The organism is Streptomyces sp. AA4, assembly GCF_000158875.1.
In the GTDB taxonomy this organism is placed as follows: domain Bacteria; phylum Actinomycetota; class Actinomycetes; order Mycobacteriales; family Pseudonocardiaceae; genus Amycolatopsis.
Genome location: NZ_GG657746.1, coordinates 7,440,358 through 7,460,490, shown reverse-complemented (window position 1 = coordinate 7,460,490; position 20,133 = coordinate 7,440,358). Strand labels below are relative to the sequence as shown.

The 20,133-nt window shown below is 62.1% G+C and carries 14 protein-coding genes and 1 tRNA gene; 7 read left to right on the top strand and 8 right to left on the bottom strand.

Going from position 1 to position 20,133, the window contains the following annotated elements:
- The first annotated feature begins 51 nt into the window (after positions 1 to 51).
- Positions 52 to 1,038 (top strand): Lrp/AsnC family transcriptional regulator, encoded by a 987-nt coding sequence (locus SSMG_RS33905; protein WP_009083632.1) that lies wholly within the window; start codon positions 52 to 54, stop codon positions 1,036 to 1,038.
- Here SSMG_RS33905 and SSMG_RS33900 read toward each other — a convergent pair.
- Positions 1,035 to 1,775 carry an ABC transporter ATP-binding protein gene (locus tag SSMG_RS33900; RefSeq protein ID WP_009083631.1) on the bottom strand — a complete coding sequence of 247 codons (741 nt, stop codon included), beginning with the start codon at positions 1,773 to 1,775 and terminating at the stop codon, positions 1,035 to 1,037. The two genes, SSMG_RS33905 and SSMG_RS33900, sit on opposite strands and share 4 nt — an antisense overlap.
- 71 nt (positions 1,776 to 1,846) lie before the next feature.
- Here SSMG_RS33900 and SSMG_RS33895 point away from each other — a divergent pair, with 71 nt between their 5' ends.
- Together SSMG_RS33895 and SSMG_RS33890 are read left to right on the top strand one after the other, a co-directional pair.
- Positions 1,847 to 2,467, top strand: coding sequence for a TetR/AcrR family transcriptional regulator (locus tag SSMG_RS33895; RefSeq protein ID WP_037715735.1), 621 nt, complete (start codon positions 1,847 to 1,849; stop codon positions 2,465 to 2,467).
- A 16-nt stretch (positions 2,468 to 2,483) separates the two neighbouring features.
- A tRNA-Arg gene (locus SSMG_RS33890) sits at positions 2,484 to 2,556 on the top strand.
- 615 nt (positions 2,557 to 3,171) lie between these two features.
- On the opposite strand, the gene SSMG_RS33885 is transcribed toward SSMG_RS33890, so the two are convergent.
- From SSMG_RS33885 to SSMG_RS33870, 4 genes are read right to left on the bottom strand one after another with little or no spacing between them, the layout of a single operon-like run.
- Complete coding sequence (locus SSMG_RS33885; protein ID WP_009083629.1) at positions 3,172 to 6,246, bottom strand: type III restriction-modification system endonuclease; 3,075 nt, start codon at positions 6,244 to 6,246, stop codon at positions 3,172 to 3,174.
- Positions 6,247 to 6,252: 6 nt separating this feature from the next.
- Positions 6,253 to 8,109 (bottom strand): site-specific DNA-methyltransferase, encoded by a 1,857-nt coding sequence (locus SSMG_RS33880; RefSeq protein ID WP_037715733.1) that lies wholly within the window; start codon positions 8,107 to 8,109, stop codon positions 6,253 to 6,255.
- Between the two features lie 8 nt (positions 8,110 to 8,117).
- Positions 8,118 to 8,816 carry a DUF4391 domain-containing protein gene (locus SSMG_RS33875; RefSeq protein WP_009083617.1) on the bottom strand — a complete coding sequence of 233 codons (699 nt, stop codon included), beginning with the start codon at positions 8,814 to 8,816 and terminating at the stop codon, positions 8,118 to 8,120.
- Positions 8,813 to 12,073 (bottom strand): helicase-related protein, encoded by a 3,261-nt coding sequence (locus tag SSMG_RS33870; RefSeq protein WP_009083615.1) that lies wholly within the window; start codon positions 12,071 to 12,073, stop codon positions 8,813 to 8,815. Before SSMG_RS33870 ends, SSMG_RS33875 begins: the two co-directional genes overlap by 4 nt.
- A gap of 1,516 nt (positions 12,074 to 13,589) precedes the next feature.
- On the opposite strand from SSMG_RS33870, the gene SSMG_RS33865 reads away from it, so the two are divergent.
- The gene (locus SSMG_RS33865; protein WP_009083613.1) at positions 13,590 to 14,036 is read left to right on the top strand and encodes a hypothetical protein; all 447 of its coding nucleotides are present in this window, start codon (positions 13,590 to 13,592) and stop codon (positions 14,034 to 14,036) included.
- An 839-nt stretch (positions 14,037 to 14,875) separates the two neighbouring features.
- Here SSMG_RS33865 and SSMG_RS33860 read toward each other — a convergent pair.
- Entirely contained in the window at positions 14,876 to 15,109 is a 234-nt protein-coding gene (locus SSMG_RS33860; protein ID WP_037715731.1) for a hypothetical protein, read from the bottom strand.
- Between the two features lie 29 nt (positions 15,110 to 15,138).
- Between SSMG_RS33860 and SSMG_RS33855 the strand changes: the two genes are divergently transcribed.
- Positions 15,139 to 15,612, top strand: a complete 474-nt coding sequence (locus SSMG_RS33855) for a TetR family transcriptional regulator (protein ID WP_009083602.1) — start codon at positions 15,139 to 15,141, stop codon at positions 15,610 to 15,612.
- On the opposite strand, the gene SSMG_RS33850 is transcribed toward SSMG_RS33855, so the two are convergent.
- Complete coding sequence (locus tag SSMG_RS33850) at positions 15,609 to 16,193, bottom strand: TetR/AcrR family transcriptional regulator (RefSeq protein WP_009083600.1); 585 nt, start codon at positions 16,191 to 16,193, stop codon at positions 15,609 to 15,611. The two genes, SSMG_RS33855 and SSMG_RS33850, sit on opposite strands and share 4 nt — an antisense overlap.
- A gap of 63 nt (positions 16,194 to 16,256) precedes the next feature.
- Here SSMG_RS33850 and SSMG_RS33845 point away from each other — a divergent pair, with 63 nt between their 5' ends.
- A complete protein-coding gene (locus SSMG_RS33845; protein WP_009083598.1) occupies positions 16,257 to 17,696 on the top strand; it encodes a carboxylesterase/lipase family protein in 1,440 nt (479 codons plus the stop codon).
- 40 nt (positions 17,697 to 17,736) lie between these two features.
- Here the strand turns inward: SSMG_RS33845 and SSMG_RS33840 are convergent, their stop codons facing one another.
- On the bottom strand, positions 17,737 to 18,924 hold the full coding sequence (locus SSMG_RS33840) for an MFS transporter (protein ID WP_158688125.1): 1,188 nt from the start codon (positions 18,922 to 18,924) through the stop codon (positions 17,737 to 17,739).
- A 549-nt stretch (positions 18,925 to 19,473) separates the two neighbouring features.
- Here SSMG_RS33840 and SSMG_RS33835 point away from each other — a divergent pair.
- On the top strand, positions 19,474 to 20,127 hold the full coding sequence (locus SSMG_RS33835) for a response regulator transcription factor (RefSeq protein WP_009083595.1): 654 nt from the start codon (positions 19,474 to 19,476) through the stop codon (positions 20,125 to 20,127).
- Positions 20,128 to 20,133 lie beyond the last annotated feature (6 nt).

Below are 20,133 nucleotides of genomic sequence, written 5' to 3'. Positions count from 1 at the left end.
CGCTGAAGAGTGATCTCGTCCGCGCAGGCACCTCAAGTCAGCTGACCCTTTTTGACGGATCCCGTCACCAGCTACCGTGATGTGATGAAACCCGTCACGCTGGACCCGGTGGACCACCAGCTGATCCACGCGCTGGACCTCGACGGACGCGCCCCCTTCGCGCGAATCGCCGACGTGCTGGGCGTTTCGGAGAACACCATCGGCCGCCGCTACCGGCGACTGCGCCAGGCCGGGGTGCTCCGGGTAGTCGGCGCGGTCGCGAGCGCGAGACTGGGCTACGCGCTCTGGCTGGTCCGGTTCGCCTGCGCCCCCGCATCTGGCATCCCCATCGCCGCCGCGCTGGCGAAACGCCCGGACACGTTCTGGGTCCACTTGCTGTCCGGCGGCACGGAAATCACCTGCACGACGCAATCGTCCATGGTGGAAGAACCAGACGTACTTCTGCTGGACAAACTCCCGCGGAGCAACCGGATCACCTCCGTGTCCGCACATCAGATGCTGCATGGATTCACGCGCCTAGGCACTTGGTCGGCCCTGTCCGACGACCAGATCGCCGCCCTGCAGGTCCCAGTCGATCCAACCGAAGAGATAACCTTCGACGAGGCCGACCGGCACTTAATGCAAGTCCTGGCAGACGACGGACGCGCCAGCTACGGTGAACTAGCCGCCGCGTCCGGCCTTTCCGAATCGACTGTGAAGCGCCGAATCGAAACCCTTCGCCAAGCCGGGATCCTGTCGTACCAGTTAGACATTTCCCTACGCTCCTTGGGTTTTTATTCCGAAGCGCGACTGTGGATGACCGTGCGCCCGTCAGCCGTCACGTCGGTCGCAAAGTCCCTGGCAGAACACGAAGAAGTGCAATTCGCCGCGGTCACCACCGGCCCGACGAACCTGGTCGCCGCGATCGCCTGCCGCAACGCGACGCACCTGTACGAATACCTCACCGACCGCATCGGCGCACTCGACGGAATCCAGCAAATGGAAACCGCCCCCGTCGTGCGCACCGTGAAACGCAGCGGATCGCTGCTCCCGCTCTAAGCGGCAGGCTTGTACGCGGTAAGGACTTCCTTCAGCGACCCGTGCTGCCGAACCTGCCCGTCGTCCATCCACAACGCGGTATCGCAAAACTCCCCGAGCAATTCGTCGGAGTGATTGGCGAACACCAGAATCCCGGACCGTCGCACCAGATCCTTGAGCCGCTCGCGCGCCTTGGCGAGGAAGGCCGCGTCGACCGCGCCGAGGCCCTCGTCGAGCAGCAGAATCTCGGGATCGATCGTGGTCACCACCCCGAGCGCGAGCCGCACCCGCATCCCCGCCGAGTACGTGCGCAACGGCAGTTCCAGGTAGTCGCCAAGCTCGGTGAACTCGGCGATGTCCTCGACCCGCTTCGCCATCTGCCGGCGGCTCATGCCGAGAAACAGCCCCTGGACCAGGATGTTCTCGCGCCCGGACACCTCCGGATCCAGCCCGACCCCGAGATCGAACACCGGCGCGACCCGCCCCGCGACCCTCCGGACTCCCCGGGTCGGCTCGTAAATCCCGGAAAGCAACCGCAGCAACGTCGACTTCCCGGCCCCGTTATGTCCCACCAGCCCGACCCGAGCCCCCTCCTCGAGCCGGAACGACACGTCCCGCAGCGCCTCGATCACCGGCACCCTCGCGCCGTCGGCGATCCGCCCGCCGACCTTCCCGAGCACGCGCTTCTTCAGCGACCGGGTCTTGGCGTCGAAGATCGGAAAGTCGACGCAGGCGTTGCGCACCTCGATGCTGACCATCGGTTCCCCCTCGCTGGATGCGAACCGAAATTATCATTCGCATCTGGCTTGGGCCAGGTAAGGTCCTTCGGGTGAGTCAGCCGAGCGAGGGCTTCCGCCCGCCGCAACAAGCGCGCAGCCGGGCCGCGCTGCGAAAACTCCTGACTGCCGCCGAACAAGTCCTGGCCGAGCAGGGCCTGGAGTCCTTCACCGTCGCCGCGGTGGCCGCGCAGGCGGGGATGTCAGTCGGCACGATCTACCGCCGCTTCGACGGCAAGGAACAGCTGCTGCACGCCGTCAAGGACCGGCTGCTGACCCAGTTGGAGGGAAACGTCCTCGCCGCCCTCCGCGCCGCATCGCCAGATCTCCGCTCGACCTTCACCGCCTTCGTGGCAGCCCTGGCGCGCACCTTCGAGGAACACGACCGGATCTTCCCGGAGCTTCTGGACGCCCAACGCTCCGACGCCCGAGACCGCGGCCTGGCCGCGCTGTCCGCGATCCAAGACGCGCTGCTGGAAGCCCTGCCGCTGAGCCCGGCCGAGGCCGAAAGCGTGAAAATGGCCGCGCGAACGATCATCGGCGCCTGCGTCCACCGCGCCGCGACCAGCAGATTCTGGCCAGACGACCGCCCGTGGGAGACGTGGGCGGAGGAGGCAGCGGAGATGGCACTGGCGTACCTGACTTCCGTCCCCACGGCCCCCGCTAGGATGTAGCCTGCAGCACGCGAATGCCCTCGTAGCTCAGGGGATAGAGCACGGCTCTCCTAAAGCCGGTGTCGCAGGTTCGAATCCTGCCGGGGGCACAAAACTTGCCTGTACGGGCCCTTTGAGGTTCGCCGACCTGTACCGTAAGGTTGTATGCGGCCGGGCTGGGCACCGGCCAAGCCGTCGTAAGAACCTGACCGAACGCCGCGCCTGAGCGCAGGAGTCGAGGCAGCGCGTTTACGTAGAGTCACTGCGGTGGTTCTTCTGATGCTCCAAGGGTTCACTTCTGGTGGAAGATACCGCATTAACCGCCTCAGCAAGCCCATTCGTCAAGGCGGTGCCCGCGTCGGTCCGGTCTTTTCGGACTTAAGCATGATTTCGGTTCGGCGTCCATGTCGGCCGTTGCGATATTAATGCCTGGCGGCGATCGACGCGAGGCAATCTCTTTGTGACGGCATCCTCCGCCGCGATGTGCATCATCGATGGGGTCACGAGGCAGCGGCCAGGCTTTCCGTCCTGCACGGAAGGATTCAACCGCTCTTAGCGCCCAGGGCCTCGGCAAAATTGCGGCTGACGGCTTGACCCCAAGAGACGCGACGGCAGCACAGCTCCCGTGATGATCAATAGTTGCTATACGACCTTGATCCGCACGGAGAACCGTGCATGCCGCGACGCCGTAGCCCATGAACCCTGTCGAGCTCGCCCAGAGGCGCTTATGCCGTCACCAACTGCATGAGTTCAGCGTAATCCTTAACTGTGTGATATTCGACGTTGTCGTCGGTCCTGTTGAGTCTTTCGAAGAACTTGCGGGCGCACTCGATCTTGGCTTCTTCAACGCCTCGTAGTTGGAGCGTTGACATGGACCCCTTGGTTTCGGCGACGAAGTAGACGTGTTTGACACTGCCTTCGGTGAAGGCGATGGCCCAGTCGGGGTTGTAATTTCCCACTGGGGTCGGGATGAAGAAGCCTCGCGGCAGCTTCGCGTAGACCGCGACTTCCTTGCTCGTGTCGAGTTCGGCAACAAACGAACGCTCGACTTTAGAGTCGGTGACGACGTAGTCGTAGATGTGCTTGTTGAGCTTGTCGGCGTTCGTGAGGTCCTGCTTGGTCTGGTTCTCCGTGAAGATAGACGTGTCGAAACGGTCGTCGACCGTGTCGTACGCCAGGTGCTCGACGATAACCGTCGCCTTCTGCTCGTTGATGATCCGTGCGGACTCGGTGATGAAGTGCTCCGGGTTCAGCCGGAACTTGGCGAACGTTACCGGAGTGACCTTACTCAGAATCGCTGCAACTGTTCGTCTCGTGAGCTGAGTCTTCTCCGTGATTTCACCAAGCAAGTCGTATCTAACTTGTGAACCGGCCGAGACTGTCTCGATGTGTGTGGTGCTGCTTGCTATGCTGAACCCGCTGCCGCTGGCTAGGTCGTCAGCATCCAGTGAGTCGCGTTGTTCTCCTGTGTGGATGACGTACTGCATCGCGGCCACGTTGAGTTGCTTGTCGAGCGCGAGGACGCATTTGCTGATCAGCTCCGCGGAGTCGAACTTGACCTGGTAGACCGCTTTGTGGTTGATCCGCCGCCAGAGCTCTTGGAACTCGTTCTTGGAGAAGTTCGCTTCGTTCAGAGGGATCTTCTTCGGCTTGCGATCGTCGCCCAGTGGCGGCATCTCGATGTAGAGCGCATCGACCAGCGGCCAGCAGACGTCAATCACCGGTTTCAGGATCTCCGACGTTGGTTCCACGAGAGTGCCGGCTTCCCTAGCCGCCTTGTATACGTCGGAGACCGTGTCGTCCTCGTTGAGGTAGTCGTTCTTGATCAGGTACCGGTAAAGGGCCTGCGCGACGGTCTCCTCCAGTCTGCGTTCACCGGACTCGGTATGGATGGTCTTGCCGGTGAAGTACTTGACGCTGGCCTTGCGCGGGCGCGCCGCCAGCGACTCGAGGATCTCCTTCTGCAACCCCGCGACAAAGTCGGTATACGCTTCGTCAGTGACAACGGTGAGCTGGTTAATGTCGTGCACCGTCGTTGAGTCGTCCATCCGCTCACCATGCTGGTTGACAGCGAGACGCAGCCCGCGGCCGATCTCCTGGCGGCGGGAGATAGTGTTGTCGCTCTTTTTGAGCATCCCCATGACGAACACATTCGGGTTGTCCCATCCCTCCCGCAAGGCGGAATGGGAAAAGATAAACCGCACGGGCTCGGCAAGCGACAGGAGGCGTTCCTTGTCCTTCAGGATCAGGTCGTATGCTTCGACGTCCTTCGACTGGCCCTTTTCGTCACCTGTCCGGTGTACCGGGCCGTCGATCTCCTGCTTGGACTTCTTGTCGATCGAGAAATAGCCTTGATGGACACTGCAGATCTTGTCGCGTCGCAAGTAATCCTGATACGCAGTCGTTGCCGGGTCGAGCGCCAGTTCACCAAGCACGTTCTCGACGGCCGCGGAGTATTCTTCTTCAAAGATACGCGCGTAATCCCCTAGGGTGTCGGCGCGGCTGTAGTCGCGGTACTTCGCGACCTCGTCGATGAAGAACAGCGACAGCACCTTGATGCCCTTGCTGAAGAGTTCCCGCTCCTTGTCGATGTGCGCGTCGATCACGCCACGGATCTGGATCCGACGCTTGGTCTCCTGGGTGACGTCACGATCGGCAAGCTGCCCAGTAAAAACGACATCGCCGTTGCTCAGCTCAACCACGTCGCGGGTCGCGTCGATGTCCGTGATGAACAGGTTCCTGTATGCCTCAAGCCCTCCCGACTCGATGTGCAGGTTCGCACCTTTTTCGAGGAGCTTCAGCTGTCGCTTGATCAGGCCGCCCTTGGTCTGAACTTCGATCTCCATCCGTGCCCGCGGCAGCGCTCCCTTGGCGATTTCGATCCGGTCCAGATACAGGTATGCGGTGGACCCGGCGAGGCCCTTTACGGTAATGCCGCGCACCGAGATCTTCTTGACTAGCTTCTGGTTGTAGGCGTCCAGGGCGTCGAGCCGATGTACCTTCGTGTGCTCGACTCGGTGCGTCGCGGAGTACCGCAACACCATCAATGCGTCAAACCGCGACAGTGCCTCAAGCGATTTTGCCGCACCGATCTTCTGCGGCTCGTCGATGATCACGATCGGCCGGTTCGCCCTGATGACGTCTATGGGGCGCCGCGACTGGAAGTCGTCCAGCACGTCGTAAATCCGGCGGTTGTCCTTGCTGGTCGAGTTGAACGCCTGAATATTGATGATCATCACTTGCACGCCAGCGTTCGCGCTGAAAGCTTCGATCTCATGCAGCCGGGACGAGTTGTATATAAATGAACGCGGGGCGGTGCCGTACGTTTGATGGAAGTGCTCGGCCGTGATTTCGAACGACTTCTTCACACCCTCGCGGATCGCCACCGACGGCACGACGATGATGAACTTGCTCCAACCGTACCGCTTATTCAACTCCATGATCGTCTTTATATAGACGTAGGTCTTTCCTGTACCCGTCTCCATCTCGACGTCTAGGTTCGGCGCACCCGGAGCGGCCTTGCTGTCCTTCAACTCTGTTGAGAGGTCAAGGTTCCGCAAACCTTGAACGGTGTGGACGTTGTCCAGCAATTGGTTCGGACTCAACTCGATCTCGGCGTTGCGCAGGCCCGAGTCGGATGTCGGCTCCGGCTCCCACAGCGTCGGGCCATCAGCCGGCTTCCGCTTGCCCGGGTCGATGCGGTACGAGACGCCGTCGTGCTTCGGTTGGCCGGCGAACACGTCGACGACGGCGTCAACCGCTTCGGTCTGGTGCTGCTGAACCTTGAATTGCAGCTTCATCGGTCGTCAGATCGCCTTCACATCGGTTGATGGCGAGATCTCACGGAAGATCTGCTCAGCGTTGATCCGGGCATCGTCGGACAGGAACGCGGAGTCGCGGAACACGGCGCGCAGGGGCTCTCGTTTCGCGATGCCCCGAACGAGTTCGGGGCTCACATCGTCGTTGAAGCAGGCAATAAGTGCATCGTTCTCGACGGCAAACACCTCGCGTCCTTCGATCTTCTCGACGCTGATCGGCATAGTCAGTTCCAGTCCCCAGTCCAGCAATACCTGGAACAGCAGATCCTCGCCGGTCCGTCCAGGCTTCACACTGGCTTCCAATCCAGCGAGAGCTTGCTGATCTGTTTCATCTGGCGTACGTAGCACATCCGCCATATTAGTAGTGTCGACCTTCAAGGTTCGGAACCCGACATCGATTTTGCCAGATTCTTCGAGCAACTTCCGTCCGGCGCGACGAATCCGTTCGCGGGAAAGTTGTGAAATATTTGAAAACTCGGACAGCTGACTACCGTCGCTAATCTTTCGGCCTTCGGGTACTTGGACTTGAATGTAGCTTAGATTGGTCCCATTCTCTGCGTTAGACTTGAGGGTAGCGTGGGCGAACGTTGAGGATCCTGCGAAGAAGTCCATGACTATGCCGTCACGCCCGCCGAAGGCCTCAATTATGCGAGACATTAGACGTACTGGCTTTGGTGTATCGAAGGGAGATGCCCCACCAAAGAGTTCCTTCATTTCAAGGGTTGCTTCTTTGTTGTGGCCAGCGAATTCGTATTCCCACCATGTATGAGGTGTTGTGGTCGCATCCTTCTCGTTGAGGAATGACTTCAGCATGGGTCTAGCTGTGCCATCAACTCCCCACCAGATGCGCCCATCGGCGTCCCATTCGAGGAATTGAGCCTCATTGCAGCGCCAGTACCTGTTTGGTGGAGGATTGAATGACCGACCGTTCTTTGTAATTGTAAACAAGCCGGCTTGGTAAGGTTTGCTCGCAGATAAATCCTGCGCTCGCCAAGGGCCTCGTGTGTCACTGTCGGGATTTCGGTAGGCAGACAGCTGGTCGTCGGATAACGCCCACTTCTGGACGCTGGCTTGCAATGCGTCGCGCGCGTAAACGTGGACGAAGTCATGCATATCGGAGATGTATTTCGCTGTAACATTCGCTACGTAGCGCTTTTGCCACACGATAGTAGCAATGAAGTTTTTTCTTCCAAATACTTCATCTAGAATCGCCTTCAGCGGTGCGGCTTCACCGTCATCGATGGAGATGCAGATGAATCCGTTCTGCGACAATAGATTTCGCGCCAGTTTTAATCGCGGGTACATCATGCTGAGCCAGTCGGAGTGAAAACGACCGTTTGTGTCGGTGTTGGCTATGAGTCGTGTGCCGTTTTCGTCTGACTGGCCTGACTTTTCGAGGTACTCCGCGGTCTTCTGCGCAAAATCGTCATTGTAGATGAAGTCGTTGCCGGTGTTATAGGGTGGGTCGATATAGATCAGGTTGACTTTGCCAAGATAAGACTCTTGGAGTAGTTTCAGTGCATCGAGGTTGTCACCTTCGATGAAAAGGTTCTTGGTGGTATCGAAGTCGACCGACTCCTCGCGGACTGGGCGGAGCGTTTTCGCGATCGGCGCGTTGGCGGCGAAGGCCGCCGCACGCTTGCCGGGCCAGTTCAGATGGTAGCGCTCCTGCGGCCCATCGACGACGTGGTCGGACAGCTCCTGACGCAACAGGTCGAAGTCGATCGCCCTCGCGGGATTGCCGTCCGCGTCGAGGGTCTCCGTGACGACGTTGGGGAACAGCTCGGCGAGCTTGTCGATGTTGGCAGCCGTGAGGTCGGGGGACGTCATACGCAGTTTCTCCACCGTGGTGCTCAGTCCTTCGTGCCCTGTGCTGGGCTGGCGGTCGGGCTCGTGAGGTCCACGAGCGTGGCTTGCTTCTTCTTCAGTTCGCGACGCAACTCGACTTTGCGGTTGAACTGCGGCTCTGTGCGGAGCTTCCGATCCAGGGTGGCGACCTCTCTCTGGAGAGAGCGCACTGTCCCTGCTCTCGCGATGAGGCTAGAGATCGTTTCACCTGGCCGTTCCACTACCGACGTCAGGGGTTGCAACAGTGCCGTGTAGAGGCCGGCGAGGTCGATCGCAGTCGGTATAGGCATCCGCTCGGCGTCGGCCGGATGCCAATCAGTGCTGTAGTACGGACCGAGTTTGGGAGTCTTGCCGAGTTGCTTGTATGCGGCGACCATCCTGATGCTGCGCTCGTTGCTCTCGTCGCGATTGATCTCGAAGACGATGGGCGTGCGCACGGCGGTGTCGACTGCGGCGAGTACAGCATCACTGACGTCGTCGATCTTCGCATCGATCCGGAACACCTGGATCTCCGGCACCGCAGCCGTGCCAGGCAAGTTGATGCGATCCTCCGCAAGCTTGTACGCCCATACGACGCGCTCCACCTCGGCGACCAGTTGCTCCCGCAGTGCGGTCCTAAACTTGCCGTGCTCGTAGAGCTTCGTCTTCGGCACCACTTTTCCGTATCTGGTGGCTGGCGGCCATTGGTACAACCCGGCGGTCATGCGTTCGCCTGCGATGGGTCGATCACCGCGAGGAAGGCAATCAGCTCGAAGTCGTCGAGGCCGGCGATCGCTTGAGTGAGGGCGGTCGTCGAGCCTTCGGTGAACAGGCTGTCGATGTCGCGTTCGTCGGTGACATCGATCATCGAGCGGATGGCGGAGGTGAGCAGTCCGGAATACTTGCTCATGTTGGCACCCTCGCGGGTTGCGGAGTTAAAGATGCGAGTGACCTCGACGACTGGGTCGTCGTGGGGGCGGCAGCCGGTTCGAACGAGGTCGAGTAGATGCTTGACCTCGGTATGGTCGGCGATGATATCGCCGTTGTCGTCGAGGTAGACGAGGTAGTAAGGGTGGAGCCTGTTTCCGCGATTGATGCTCTCATCGGCGTTGATGTTGCGCAGCGCGAAAATCACGCCAGGGCGAAGGCCCTTGGCAGCGTCGGCGGGCACAACCGCATGGAGGCCCTTGGGTGCAGTGGCCAGATCGCCGTACTCGTTGAGGTAGCCAAGTAGGTCCATGCGGAAATCGTTGAGACCTAGGTCGGTGATGGAGACGCCAGCGCGAACGTCTTCGAGTTCGATCACTTCATCTTGAAGCTTGCGCAGCTGTTCCTTGCGGTAGGCAGCGTCGGCGCTGGCCGGGTCGAGAATGTTGTCGTCGCCAACCCCAGCAAGATCTGCGATTACCATGCGGTTCTCGACGCGCTCCTTGAGGTTGATGTACTCGTCCAGCGAGATGTCCGGCCAGAAGTTCACCAACTGGATCTTCACGTTGGCCGATCCGATGCGGTCGACCCGTCCGAACCGCTGCACTATTCGGACCGGGTTCCAATGAATGTCGTAGTTGACCAGGAAGTCGCAGTCTTGCAGGTTCTGGCCTTCGCTGATCACGTCAGTGCCGATTAGCACGTCCAGTTCATCGGTCGCGCTAGGCATCGTCAGATGTCGCTGCTTCGACCGTGGTGAAAACAACGTCAGAATCTGCTGAAAGTCGTAGCCGGTGCCGAGGGTGGTCTTCGCCGCATGGTCGCCACCTTTGATCATCGCGGTTTCCAAGCCATTGAATGCGAAGACCGGGGCGAGTTCCCGGTAGAGGTACTCGGCTGTGTCGGCGAAGGCAGAAAAGACCAGAGCCTTCCGGTTGCCGTCGTTGATCGGGTTCGCCACCTTCTCCTCGACGATGCGTTTCAACGTCTGCAGCTTCACATCCCGTGCCGGCGTGATCTTGTGCATCTCGTCGAGCAACTCACGCAGCGTTTCGCGGTCGTTCCACAGGTCACGCTGCCACGACTCGATGTCCAGGTCTTCGAGATCGATCCTGATCTTCTCCCCGTACGACAGAACTTCGACGTCAGCGGAGTCGTCGTCGACATCGACCTCATCGAAGTCGATACCCAGGTCGGACAGCGTGCCGGCATGGGATGATAGGCGGCCGAGGGTGCTGTCGACCGCACCCTCAATCTTGGTGAGCGTGCGCCGGAACGCTTCGACGGAGCTTTCCAGACGCTTGAGCAGGTTGACCGTCATGAGCTTCTTGAGCCCATGTTCACGGCCCCGCTGGCCCAGGTTGGACCGGGCTGTCCCGCTCGTCACGTTGTAGAGATCTTCGTACTTGCCGATCCGGCTCGGAAACACATAGGCCAAGGGCGTGTAAACCGCCAGCGTCAGCACCTGCAGTTGCTCGAAGATCTCGTTGAACGTTGGCACATCGGCCAGGTCAGACAGCGGTTCGCGGACCGAAACCGGTGGCAGTCGCTTCGGGAAGGCTCCGACCTCGGAGGTGTCGTAGAACGCCTGAATGTGTTTGCGGGAACGGGCGATCGTGACTGAGTCGAGCAACTCGAAGAAGTCGAAGTCGAGCATCTTGAGGATCTGGTCCGTGGTCCTGTCGTCCGGTGCGAGCTTGGACCACTCGTTGAAAACCCGCTGGGCATCGCTGAACACCTTCTCGACCGTCGTAGAGATATTCAGGTGTTGGGCAAGGTTCTCCGACTCGCCCTCGTAGGCGAGCTGCAGTTGGTTCTTGAGGTCATTGAACCGGTTGTTCACCGGAGTCGCAGACAGCATCAGGAGTTTCGTCTTTACCCCATCGCGGATTACCTGCCGCATCAACCGCTGGTAACGTGACTCTTTCTCTTCCGCATAGTCGGCATTGCGGAAGTTGTGCGACTCGTCGATCACGACTAAGTCATAATTTCCCCAGTTCACCCGGTCGAGCCGCAGTCCCATCGACTCACCTCGCGTTCGCGACAAGTCGGTGTGTGCCAGAACGTCGTAGTTGAATCGGTCACGCGCGAAAATGTTGGTGGTGAGATTTGCATTGTAGTTGGTCCAGTTCTCGGCCAGCTTCTTGGGTGCGAGCACCAGCACTGACTTGTTGCGAAGCTCGTAGTATTTGATCACCGCTAGAGCGGTGAAGGTCTTACCGAGGCCGACACTGTCCGCGAGAATGCAACCGTTGTAGGTCTCCAGCTTGTTGATGATCCCGGTAGCGGCGTCGCGCTGGAAGTTATAAAGGCTCTGCCAGATCTGCGTGCGCTGGTAGCCGGTGCGGTCGTTTGGTAGCACGTCCTCGCTGATATCTTCGAGGAACTCGTTGAAGATGTTGTAGAGGATCAGGAAGTAGATTCGGGCCGGGGAATTCTCGGCATACACACTCGCGATGTGGTCATATACCGCCTCCGTGACGTCGTCGAGCTGCTCTGGGTTGTTCCATATCTGATCGAAGAGCTGGACGTACTGCGTCGCCATCGGGGTGTCGTCGATACGATGTACCATGTTGGACACCGCGTTGCCGCGTTCGTAACCCAGATCCGCGGTCGTGAACCCTTGCAGCGGCATGTATGCCGCCCTGTCGTCGACTACCGCGAACTGCTGCATCGGGTTGCCTGTGGAGTTCGATCGGAACGTGACCTTGCGCCGGACCCACTCCGCGCACTCCTTGGCGATCGCCCGTTGCGTGAGCCTGTTGCGCAGACGAACCTCGAACTCGGAGCCGTGCAAGCTGGACTCAGCCCGAGCCGCCGGCGGGATGAAGAACTGCCGGCGCTCCTTGCGAAGCTTGTCAGTGGCTTTGGCTGTCACGAACGATGGCGAGGTGAAGATGAACTCCAGCTCGCTGATCTTCTTCAGCTCCTTGCGGAGAGCTTCGAACGCGAAGATCGAGAACGTCGAGGCCGCGATGCGCACCTTGGAGCTCGGCGTGATCTCAATCTTGAGATCGTCGCCGAGCTTATCGTTGACGTTGTCGATGATCTTCATTGGCAGCCCTTGTGATCACCTGGTCAGGCGACGCTAGTCAAACTGGTCAGGCGACTCTAGTCAAATGAGAACCGATCTCACCGACCGTAGGCGGCGACCTCGGGGCCGGTCAGTACGTGTCGCCCGACCCGCTGAGCGGTATCTAGCTGACCGGACGCCGGCTTAGCTAGGCCGGTTGCTGGGCGAGACGTGCACGCTGACGCTACGCTCGGTGAGACTCCCGCGTGACGGATCGGCATGACCTGGGTGAACATCAACAGGGCGGGCCTGCTGCATCATGGTTGTGTGACACCTGAGTTGGCTTGCCGACCTGGTGGTCTGGAAGAATATCGTTGTGCTCGAGCCGGATACTCGTGAATTTCGTGATGTTGCGGTGCGGATTGCACGTGTGTGCGGTCTGGCGTGACGTTGGCTCCGGTGGCTACGGATTTCGGGATGCATGAGGTGGCGTGGTAGAAGTGGTTGCGTGCAGAACCCGCGTCATCACGACCCAGCGCAGGTGACCATCGCCACTCCTCGAGCTGCGACTTCAGGGTGGGATCCACGCGCTACATGCGCCCGGCCCACTCGTCCTCAAGGGAGCCACTCGAGGTTGCCCAGTGTCCCGACAACTGGCGGGTAGCTAGCCCGGCAGGACCTGGATGTTGCTTTCGCCGCAGATCGCGAACCAAGTTTGCAGTGGTCTAGCTCTCGGTGTCGGTGATACGAAGCCTGAGTCTGCAGCTAGGTGGGCGGAGGAGCTTTGCGATGGAACCCCCACGGTCCCGACAAGACCTTGTGTTCGCGACAAGTGGACCGCCGATGGCCCACTTGCCTTGACGAGCTACACGACGCGAGGGTCATCGACTAGACCCGCTTCGCTCGCGCGGAACCCTGGCGTGAGGAGTCTTCAGGGCGGCAGGCAGGTCGCTGACCAGTAAGTTTATGTTCCTGTACCGGTTTGGCTGGGTGTACAAGTCCTGCTTGATATGCACCGTAGACTGAGGAAGAATTCCGACTCGGAAGTAAATGGGGCGAGTCAGTGCCGGAGCCTTACGCAGAGTCACTGCCTTGCTTCCTATGATCATGGTCTTCGACCTTGGTACGGAAGTTATCGTCGTCGAGCAGTTCAGTGAACCAAAGGTGCTAGGACAGCGACAGCGAGCCGATCCTGTCACGACCACGGGCCTTCGCCCAAGACATGTCGGCAGGCCCTCTCTTCAATCCGCTGCTTCGCGGTGCTCACTCAGTGGCGGCTTAAGGCCAGCTTCACTGGAATGGTTTCCTAGCGGTCCGATCGCTGGGACTTACCGGCGATCGTGCCGACCTGAATGCCCGCAGGGCGGCGGCCTGCCAAGATGGGGCGGATGGATCTCCGTGTCGCCGTGCTCCGACTTACCCAAGCTGTGCGTTCACTGCTCGGCGAGTCCTTGCGTGTGGTCGATCAGCCGGTCTTCGCATGCCCGGAGCCCTCATCCAAAGACTGGCAGCTCAGGCGTCGCTACCTCGTGGTCTTCGTCGATCGTGTGGCGATGGCATGCAGGATCAGCTCGTCGATTTGGGCATTGTGATCGCCGGTCGGAGAGCGACCTCGTATGAGCGTCGTGTCGAGGTCGAGGACTTCTCAGCGCTGCCGATCCAAGCTCCTCTTGACGGCATCGAGAGCCGCTTCAAGAACGATGCCGGTGCTGTGCGTGCACACGGTCCGCTTGCACTCGCCCGGGGCCGTCGCTTCATCGACGCTCTCGTGCGGGAATTCCTCGCCCTCGCGCCGCGGTTGATGGAGCTCCAGGCCAGAGTGGCAGTACCTGTACCGGCGGGTGATGCAGTCGGGAGCTTCCCAGGGCAGCGGGACGCGAGCAACGTTCTGCTGACCGCTTTCGGGATGGACCGCGCACCCATCAGGGACTGGCCCACCTCCACGTCGTCGCATGGCTTTTACCACGAAATCCCAGGTGATGCGGTGCCCACGAGGACGACCTAATCTGGAATGACTTCATGCATCTGCCCGGCTGGCCAGAAGGGCAGGCGATCGACTGGACCGCGAGACGGCACAGTCGAGGGGGTCGTGAACTGCGCATATACTACGGAACGGCCGAACGCTCGAACGGCAAAGACCTTCGCAAGCGAGCTGGCCCGCATGCGCGAGATTCACAAAGCGTGCTCCATCAAGAACCGGCCTGCGGACATCCAGCTCATACAATCAGCGAACTTCTCCAAATTCTGCGACCCCGTTCCCTTCGAGCCGGAGACAAAAGACCTTGTGTCCGGCATGTACCTCTCCCGGGGCCATGTCGAGACCTTGCTCGCTGACTGCCAGAATCTCAAAGCCGGAGGTGGAGAATTGAATACGGGACAACGTCGCGGTGCCTGAACAACACCTTGTTCGCTGGTCTGCTCGGTGACGGCTGGATCGGCACGCGCTGTGCCGCAACAGAAACGGTCGCACGTCAAATCGGGATCAGTCTCGAACTGGAGCGAGCGGTTGTCTCTGGCGTCAGTCTGAACCAGCAGCTCGGTAATTCCCATCGACAAGACATCAACCGATAGGCCGGCGTGGCCGTTGACGGGCGTGCGCTTCTGCAAGCAGGCGCGGGGCTGCAGTTCAAGCTCCTAATCCAAACTATTCTCCGTTGCAGGACATTCGTTTGTCGGCAGTCATCGATGCGGGGCAGATTTCGCATGGAATAGCAATCCTCTAGTTGGACTACTGTCTCAGGATGCTGGGTTGTTGTGTAGACCTGTTCGCGGCGCGTTGCGGTACCCAGGGTTTGTTTTGCGCCGAGGCGAGTTAGCGTCCGAGATGACCTGGCGAACGTGGACCTATCCCTCGCACTTCAGGTCGCTACCCATCGCGGCGGGTTCCAGGAGGTCGTCATCAGCGCTGGCCGTGAGCGCTTCAGCAAGACCCTCCATTCCTGGCTCGACGATGGCGACATCGAGCGGTTCGCCGCCGAGGTTCACCGCATGTGGCAGAACCTGGCCGGTATCGCCGAACTCGATGATGAACACGACGTCGACTTTTCGGTCAGGCTTGCGATGAGCGGCGGTGGACATGTCGACATCGACATCAAGCTCAACCAACCGTGGGCAACGCGGTCGCGGGCGAGGCCGGGGTCGACCCCGGGATGGTGTTCTACTTTTTCGGCAGCAAGCAGGGCCTTTTCGCCGCGGCGATCGACATGTCCGCCCAGGTTCCGCCCGCTCTCGAGGAAGTCTTCGCCGGCGGGTTCGACGGTCTCGGCGAGCGCATCGTCCGGACGCTCGTGGAGAACCTGGACGCCTCGGGCCGAACCCCGCTCGCGATGCTCAGCCGCGCCGACGACCAAGCCGACGCCCTGCTCCGCGAATACCTCGACCGGGAAATCACCGGGCGGCTGGCGAAGCTGCTCGACGCCCCGGACGCCGAGTTTCGGGCGGGCATGGTCAACGTCCAGCTCTTGGGCCTCGCCGTCGCGAGGTACGTCGTGCGGATCGAACCGCTCGCGTCAGCGTCGGTCGCCGAACTGGTCAGCCGGTTCGGTCCGCTCGTTCAGCATTGCTTGACCGACGCGGGCTAAGCGAAAAGCCGATCCAAGTACTGATCGATCGCCGCAAGCGCAGCACGGGACTCGATCACGTCCAGCTCAAGCAGCGGCGTTAATCCAGTCAGCGCAAGGACAAGATTCGTCTCGACGGCCGGGTCCCGATCCGCGTCGATGTGCCCGTCGGCGATGGCTTGCCGGATCAGGCGTTCCACTAGTGCTCGCTTCTCGCGCAGGTCGTCGCGCAGCTTCGCGTGCAGTTCGGGGTCGTGCAGTGCTTCGAGGACGTACGCGGCGCTCATCCGGCTGGTGGCGCGGGCGTCCGGGTGCAGCGGCAACATCTCGGTGAGCGTCACCCGCAACACTTCGCGCGGGTGCGTGACGTCGGCGAGGCCCTCGGCGACCCGGTGCGACGTTTGCTCCGCGGCGAACTCCATCGCGAACGTGAGCATCGCGGTCCGGGTCGAGAAATAGTGCTGCACCTGGCCGAGGGACGCGTCGGCCTCGCGGGCGACCTCGCGCATGGTCGCCCGGTTCCAGCCCTGCTGCGCCACCACGCGCCACAACGCGCGCGCGATCGCTTCCCGTCGCTCGCGGTGGTCGACCTTCTTCGGCACGCTAGCCCCCGTTCCAATACAACTGACATAATACACTTGACTTGAAACCTGAGGGGGTCTTGGATGGACAACAGGACGCAGCCGGCGGTCCGGACGGTCGAGGGGGCCGTGGCGGGCCGCTGGCGAGCTGGGATGGCGGAGTTTCGCGGAATCCCGTACGCCCAGCCACCGGTGGGCGATCTCCGCTTCGCCGCGCCCGTCCCGGTTCCGCCCTGGGGCGGCACGCGACAGGCGACCGAATTTGGCCCGCTGCCACCGCAATCCGGACCAGTCCAGATGGAGTCGGCACACGAAACGGACTGGCTGACCCTCAACGTCGCGACGCCTGACCCCGGCGCTGTTGGCCTGCCGGTGCTGGTCTGGCTGCCAGGCGGCGGATACGTCATCTCGGTGAGCAGCGACCCGACCTACGATCCGACCCTGCTGTGCGCGGCCGGGCTGGTCGTGGTGAGCGTCAACTACCGGGTCGGCGTCGAAGGCTTCGCACTTATCGACGGTGCTCCGGCCAACCGCGGGTTCCTCGACCAGATCGCCGCACTGGAATGGGTGCAGCGCAATATCTCCCGCTTCGGCGGCGATCCCACGCGAGTGTGCGTCGCCGGTCAATCAGCCGGAGCGGGATCGGTCGCGTCTTTGCTCGTGACGACGCAAGGCTTGTTCCAACGCGCCATCGCCCATTCCGTACCCGGCGCCTTCGCCCGTCCTTCGCTCGCGAAGCAGGTCACCGCGGCGCTCGCGAACGGGGAAGACCTCCGGAACGTCGACCCGTGGCAGTTGGCCGACAAACTCACCGCCTTCAACGCCAGCCTGGCCGGCCAACGCGACCGCTGGGGTCCGATGGCCCAAGTCGGCACCGGAGTATGCCCGGTTCTGGACGAGGATTCCCTTCCACAGACGCCCTGGACGGCGCTCGCGGACGGCGTCGACCTTCTCGTCGGCCACACCCGCGACGAGTTCCGGTTGTTCTCCGTCATGGCTGGGCGAGTCGGCACATTCACTGCCGACGACGCGCAACGGGCGCTCGCTCTCTACGCCCCATCGCCGGACAGCTACCGGGCCGGCTACCCGGAAGCCGGCCCGGAGGAGCTGATGGAGATCGTCTACTCGGACGCGCTTTTCCGAATGCCGAGCCAGCAGTTGGCCGAAGCGAACGCCTTGGCTGGCGGTCGGTCGTATCTCTTCGAACTGTGCCTGCCCGCGCCCGGCCTGGGCGCGTGTCACAGCCTCGACGTGTCTCTCGCCTTCGGCACTTTGGACAGCCCGGTCGGCCGTCAGGTGTTCGGCGAGACGCCTGACGCCGCAACGCTTCGGGTGTCCGAGGAGCTTCGACAGGCCTGGGTCAACTTCGCAGCCACCGGCGATCCGGGGTGGGCCGCCTATTCTCCCGAGCAGCGGCTGACCCGCGTGCTGGACGTCGAGTCGATGACCGTTCCCTACCCGGAGGAGGTTTCGCGGAGGATCTGGGAGCACCACACCCCAGTCCCGTTTAGCTTTCCCGCATAGGGCGAAGTCCGGGAACTCGTCCTCGGATCCGGGCAGATGTTCACGGCACTGCGCGACGACGTCGTGATGCACTGAGCAGCAGGACGAACGCGGCGGCTGCGGTACAGATCGCGAGCGCGGTGCCGGGTGCCGTGGTTTCCGTAGTCGCGCCCATCAGGCCCGAGCCGGCGGCGGCACCGAGGTTGACGGCGGTGTTGATCCAACTGCTCGCTTCGGTCCGCACGCGAGGATCAGTGCGAGCGTCAGCCGCGAGATACCCGACGATGAGCAGCGGTGCGATGAAACCACCTGCCAGTCCGATACCGACGACAAGCACTGGTGTCGACCCGATGAGTCCAGCGGCCGCGCTGATCCCGATCAGCGTTGCGCCCAGAACGAGCAGTTGTCGTTCGACCGATGTGCGCAGATTCAAGCGGCCGTACAGCAAACCGCCGAGCGCGCTGGCTCCTGCGAACAAGGCCAAGACGACGCCCGGGAGAACTGCGGAACCCTCGGCCGCCCCAATGGCTGGTGCCACGATCTCGACCGCGCCGAGGATGATTCCCGGTGCCATGATGGCGACCACCACGGGCAGAAATCCGGGCGACCGCAAGGGTTTCGGCGCTTCTGTGGTCGTCTTCGCGCGGTGTCCTCGCTGTTGCCGGGACAGCGGGCTGAGGACGAAAAGGCCACTGCCCGCGGCGACGAAACCGGCCGAGACGTAGAGCGCGAGCGTCGGATCCGCGAGCGCGGTGAGGATCGCGGAAGTCAACGGCCCCACCGCGAAAATCACCTCCTCGGCAACCGCGTCCAGGCTCAATCCGCGAGTGCGCAGCGGTCCGCTGGCGAGCGCCGCCGACCACACGACGCGCATCGTGGATCCGAACGGCGGGAGCGACAACCCCGCGACGGCGCCGAGGCACAGCAAGAAAGGCAGCGGCGCACTCGGATTCGCGGCGAACCCGAGGAGGGCGATCGGGTGGACCGCGCCCAGCGCCGACAGGACGGCTGTCTGGCCGAACCGGTCGACGGCTCGCGCTCGCCAGGGGGTCGCGACGACATTGGCGATCCCCAGTACTGCCGTGACGGCGCCGGCCGCGGCGAACGATCCGCGGCCGGATTCGAGGAGGAACACGAGCGCGAGCCCGGACATCGCCAGCGACGACCGGCCGAGGATGCTCGGCAGGAAAGAGCGCACCACGCCGGGTTTGCGCAGCACAGCCCAGTAGGAAAGGTGTTCAGTTGACACGTCGTTCTCCAGTGCACAGCGCGGTCGAGGCGCGCGGCTGACGGGTTCCCGCGCCGAAAAACGGCGCGCTCAGACCCGCCCGGGCCGGTGCTGGATCTGCGAGGGGCGGGTCGCAGGACCGTCAGCTGAAGAGGACGATGAACTGGAACATCGCCGCGACCGTATCAGGGGCGAGGGGCATCCGCGGCCGGTTTTCCAGGGGACGGCCGGGTCGCTGGCTCCGGCGACGCCAGACGGTTCGCTCGGCGCAAGCGAGGGGCCGCGGATCATCCGCTGAGCCGTTTCGGGACCGGACCGCCCGACCCCCGAGATGTGCGGCCGATGAACATCCGCTCGTTCTGGATCGGTTACGCAACTCGGCGGCGCCCACCTGAAGAAGTCACTCAAGTGGGTGACCAGCAACCGGGTCTGCTGGGGTTCTCCGCCGCTCCGGTGGACCAGCCGCGTCACCTGGTCGTGTCTGGTTTCGAAACCGTGAACAACAGTAGGTAATCTTCCGTAACGGGTGCGGGGAGCCGCCTCCAACCCACGGTCTGCCGGAGGGCTTCGTTGATCAAGCTCATGTTCGCCGACGACGAGGAACTAGTTCGGTCGGGGCTGCGCGCCATGATGTCCGGGGCGTCGGACATCGAGATCGTGGGCGAGGCGAGCGACGGCAGATCGGCGGTCGAGGTCGCCCGTCGCTATCACCCCGACGTCGCGCTGCTCGACATCAAGATGCGCGCCCCTGACGACGGCATTCGCGCGCTTCGGGCCATTCTCGCGCTTCCCGACCCGCCCACCGTCGCCATGCTCACCACCTTCGACATCGACGAGTACGTCAGCCTCGCGCTGCGGCTCGGCGCCAACGGATTCCTGCTGAAGGACATCGACCCGGCGGCGCTGCTGCGGGCGGTGCGCGACCTGGCCAAGGGCGGTGCCGTCCTCGACCCGGGCGTGGCGGTGCGCATGGTGCAGAGCCATCGCGACGAGCAGCGGGCCGCGCAGCCGGCGCGCAAGCTTCTGGCCTCGCTGTCCGAACGCGAACGCGAGGTCGTCGCGCTGATCGGGCAAGGCCTGTCGAACGCCGAGATCGGCGGGCGGCTGCACCTGTCCGAGGCGACCGTCAAGGGATACGTCTCCGCGGTGCTGTCGAAGATCGGCGCGGCCAACCGGGTGCAGGCCGCGCTCTTGGCCTACCGCGGCGGGCTTCTCGACCAGTAGAACCAG

Bases quoted from the DNA above. Each gene is read 5' to 3' on its own strand.
- SSMG_RS33900 (WP_009083631.1), bottom strand. From the start codon at position 1,775: ATGGTCAGCATCGAGGTGCGCAACGCCTGCGTCGACTTTCCGATCTTC.
- SSMG_RS33885 (WP_009083629.1), bottom strand. From the start codon at position 6,246: ATGAAGCTGCAATTCAAGGTTCAGCAGCACCAGACCGAAGCGGTTGAC.
- SSMG_RS33875 (WP_009083617.1), bottom strand. From the start codon at position 8,816: ATGACCGCCGGGTTGTACCAATGGCCGCCAGCCACCAGATACGGAAAA.
- SSMG_RS33870 (WP_009083615.1), bottom strand. From the start codon at position 12,073: ATGAAGATCATCGACAACGTCAACGATAAGCTCGGCGACGATCTCAAG.
- SSMG_RS33865 (WP_009083613.1), top strand. From the start codon at position 13,590: ATGCAGGATCAGCTCGTCGATTTGGGCATTGTGATCGCCGGTCGGAGA.
- SSMG_RS33860 (WP_037715731.1), bottom strand. From the start codon at position 15,109: ATGTCCACCGCCGCTCATCGCAAGCCTGACCGAAAAGTCGACGTCGTG.
- SSMG_RS33845 (WP_009083598.1), top strand. From the start codon at position 16,257: ATGGACAACAGGACGCAGCCGGCGGTCCGGACGGTCGAGGGGGCCGTG.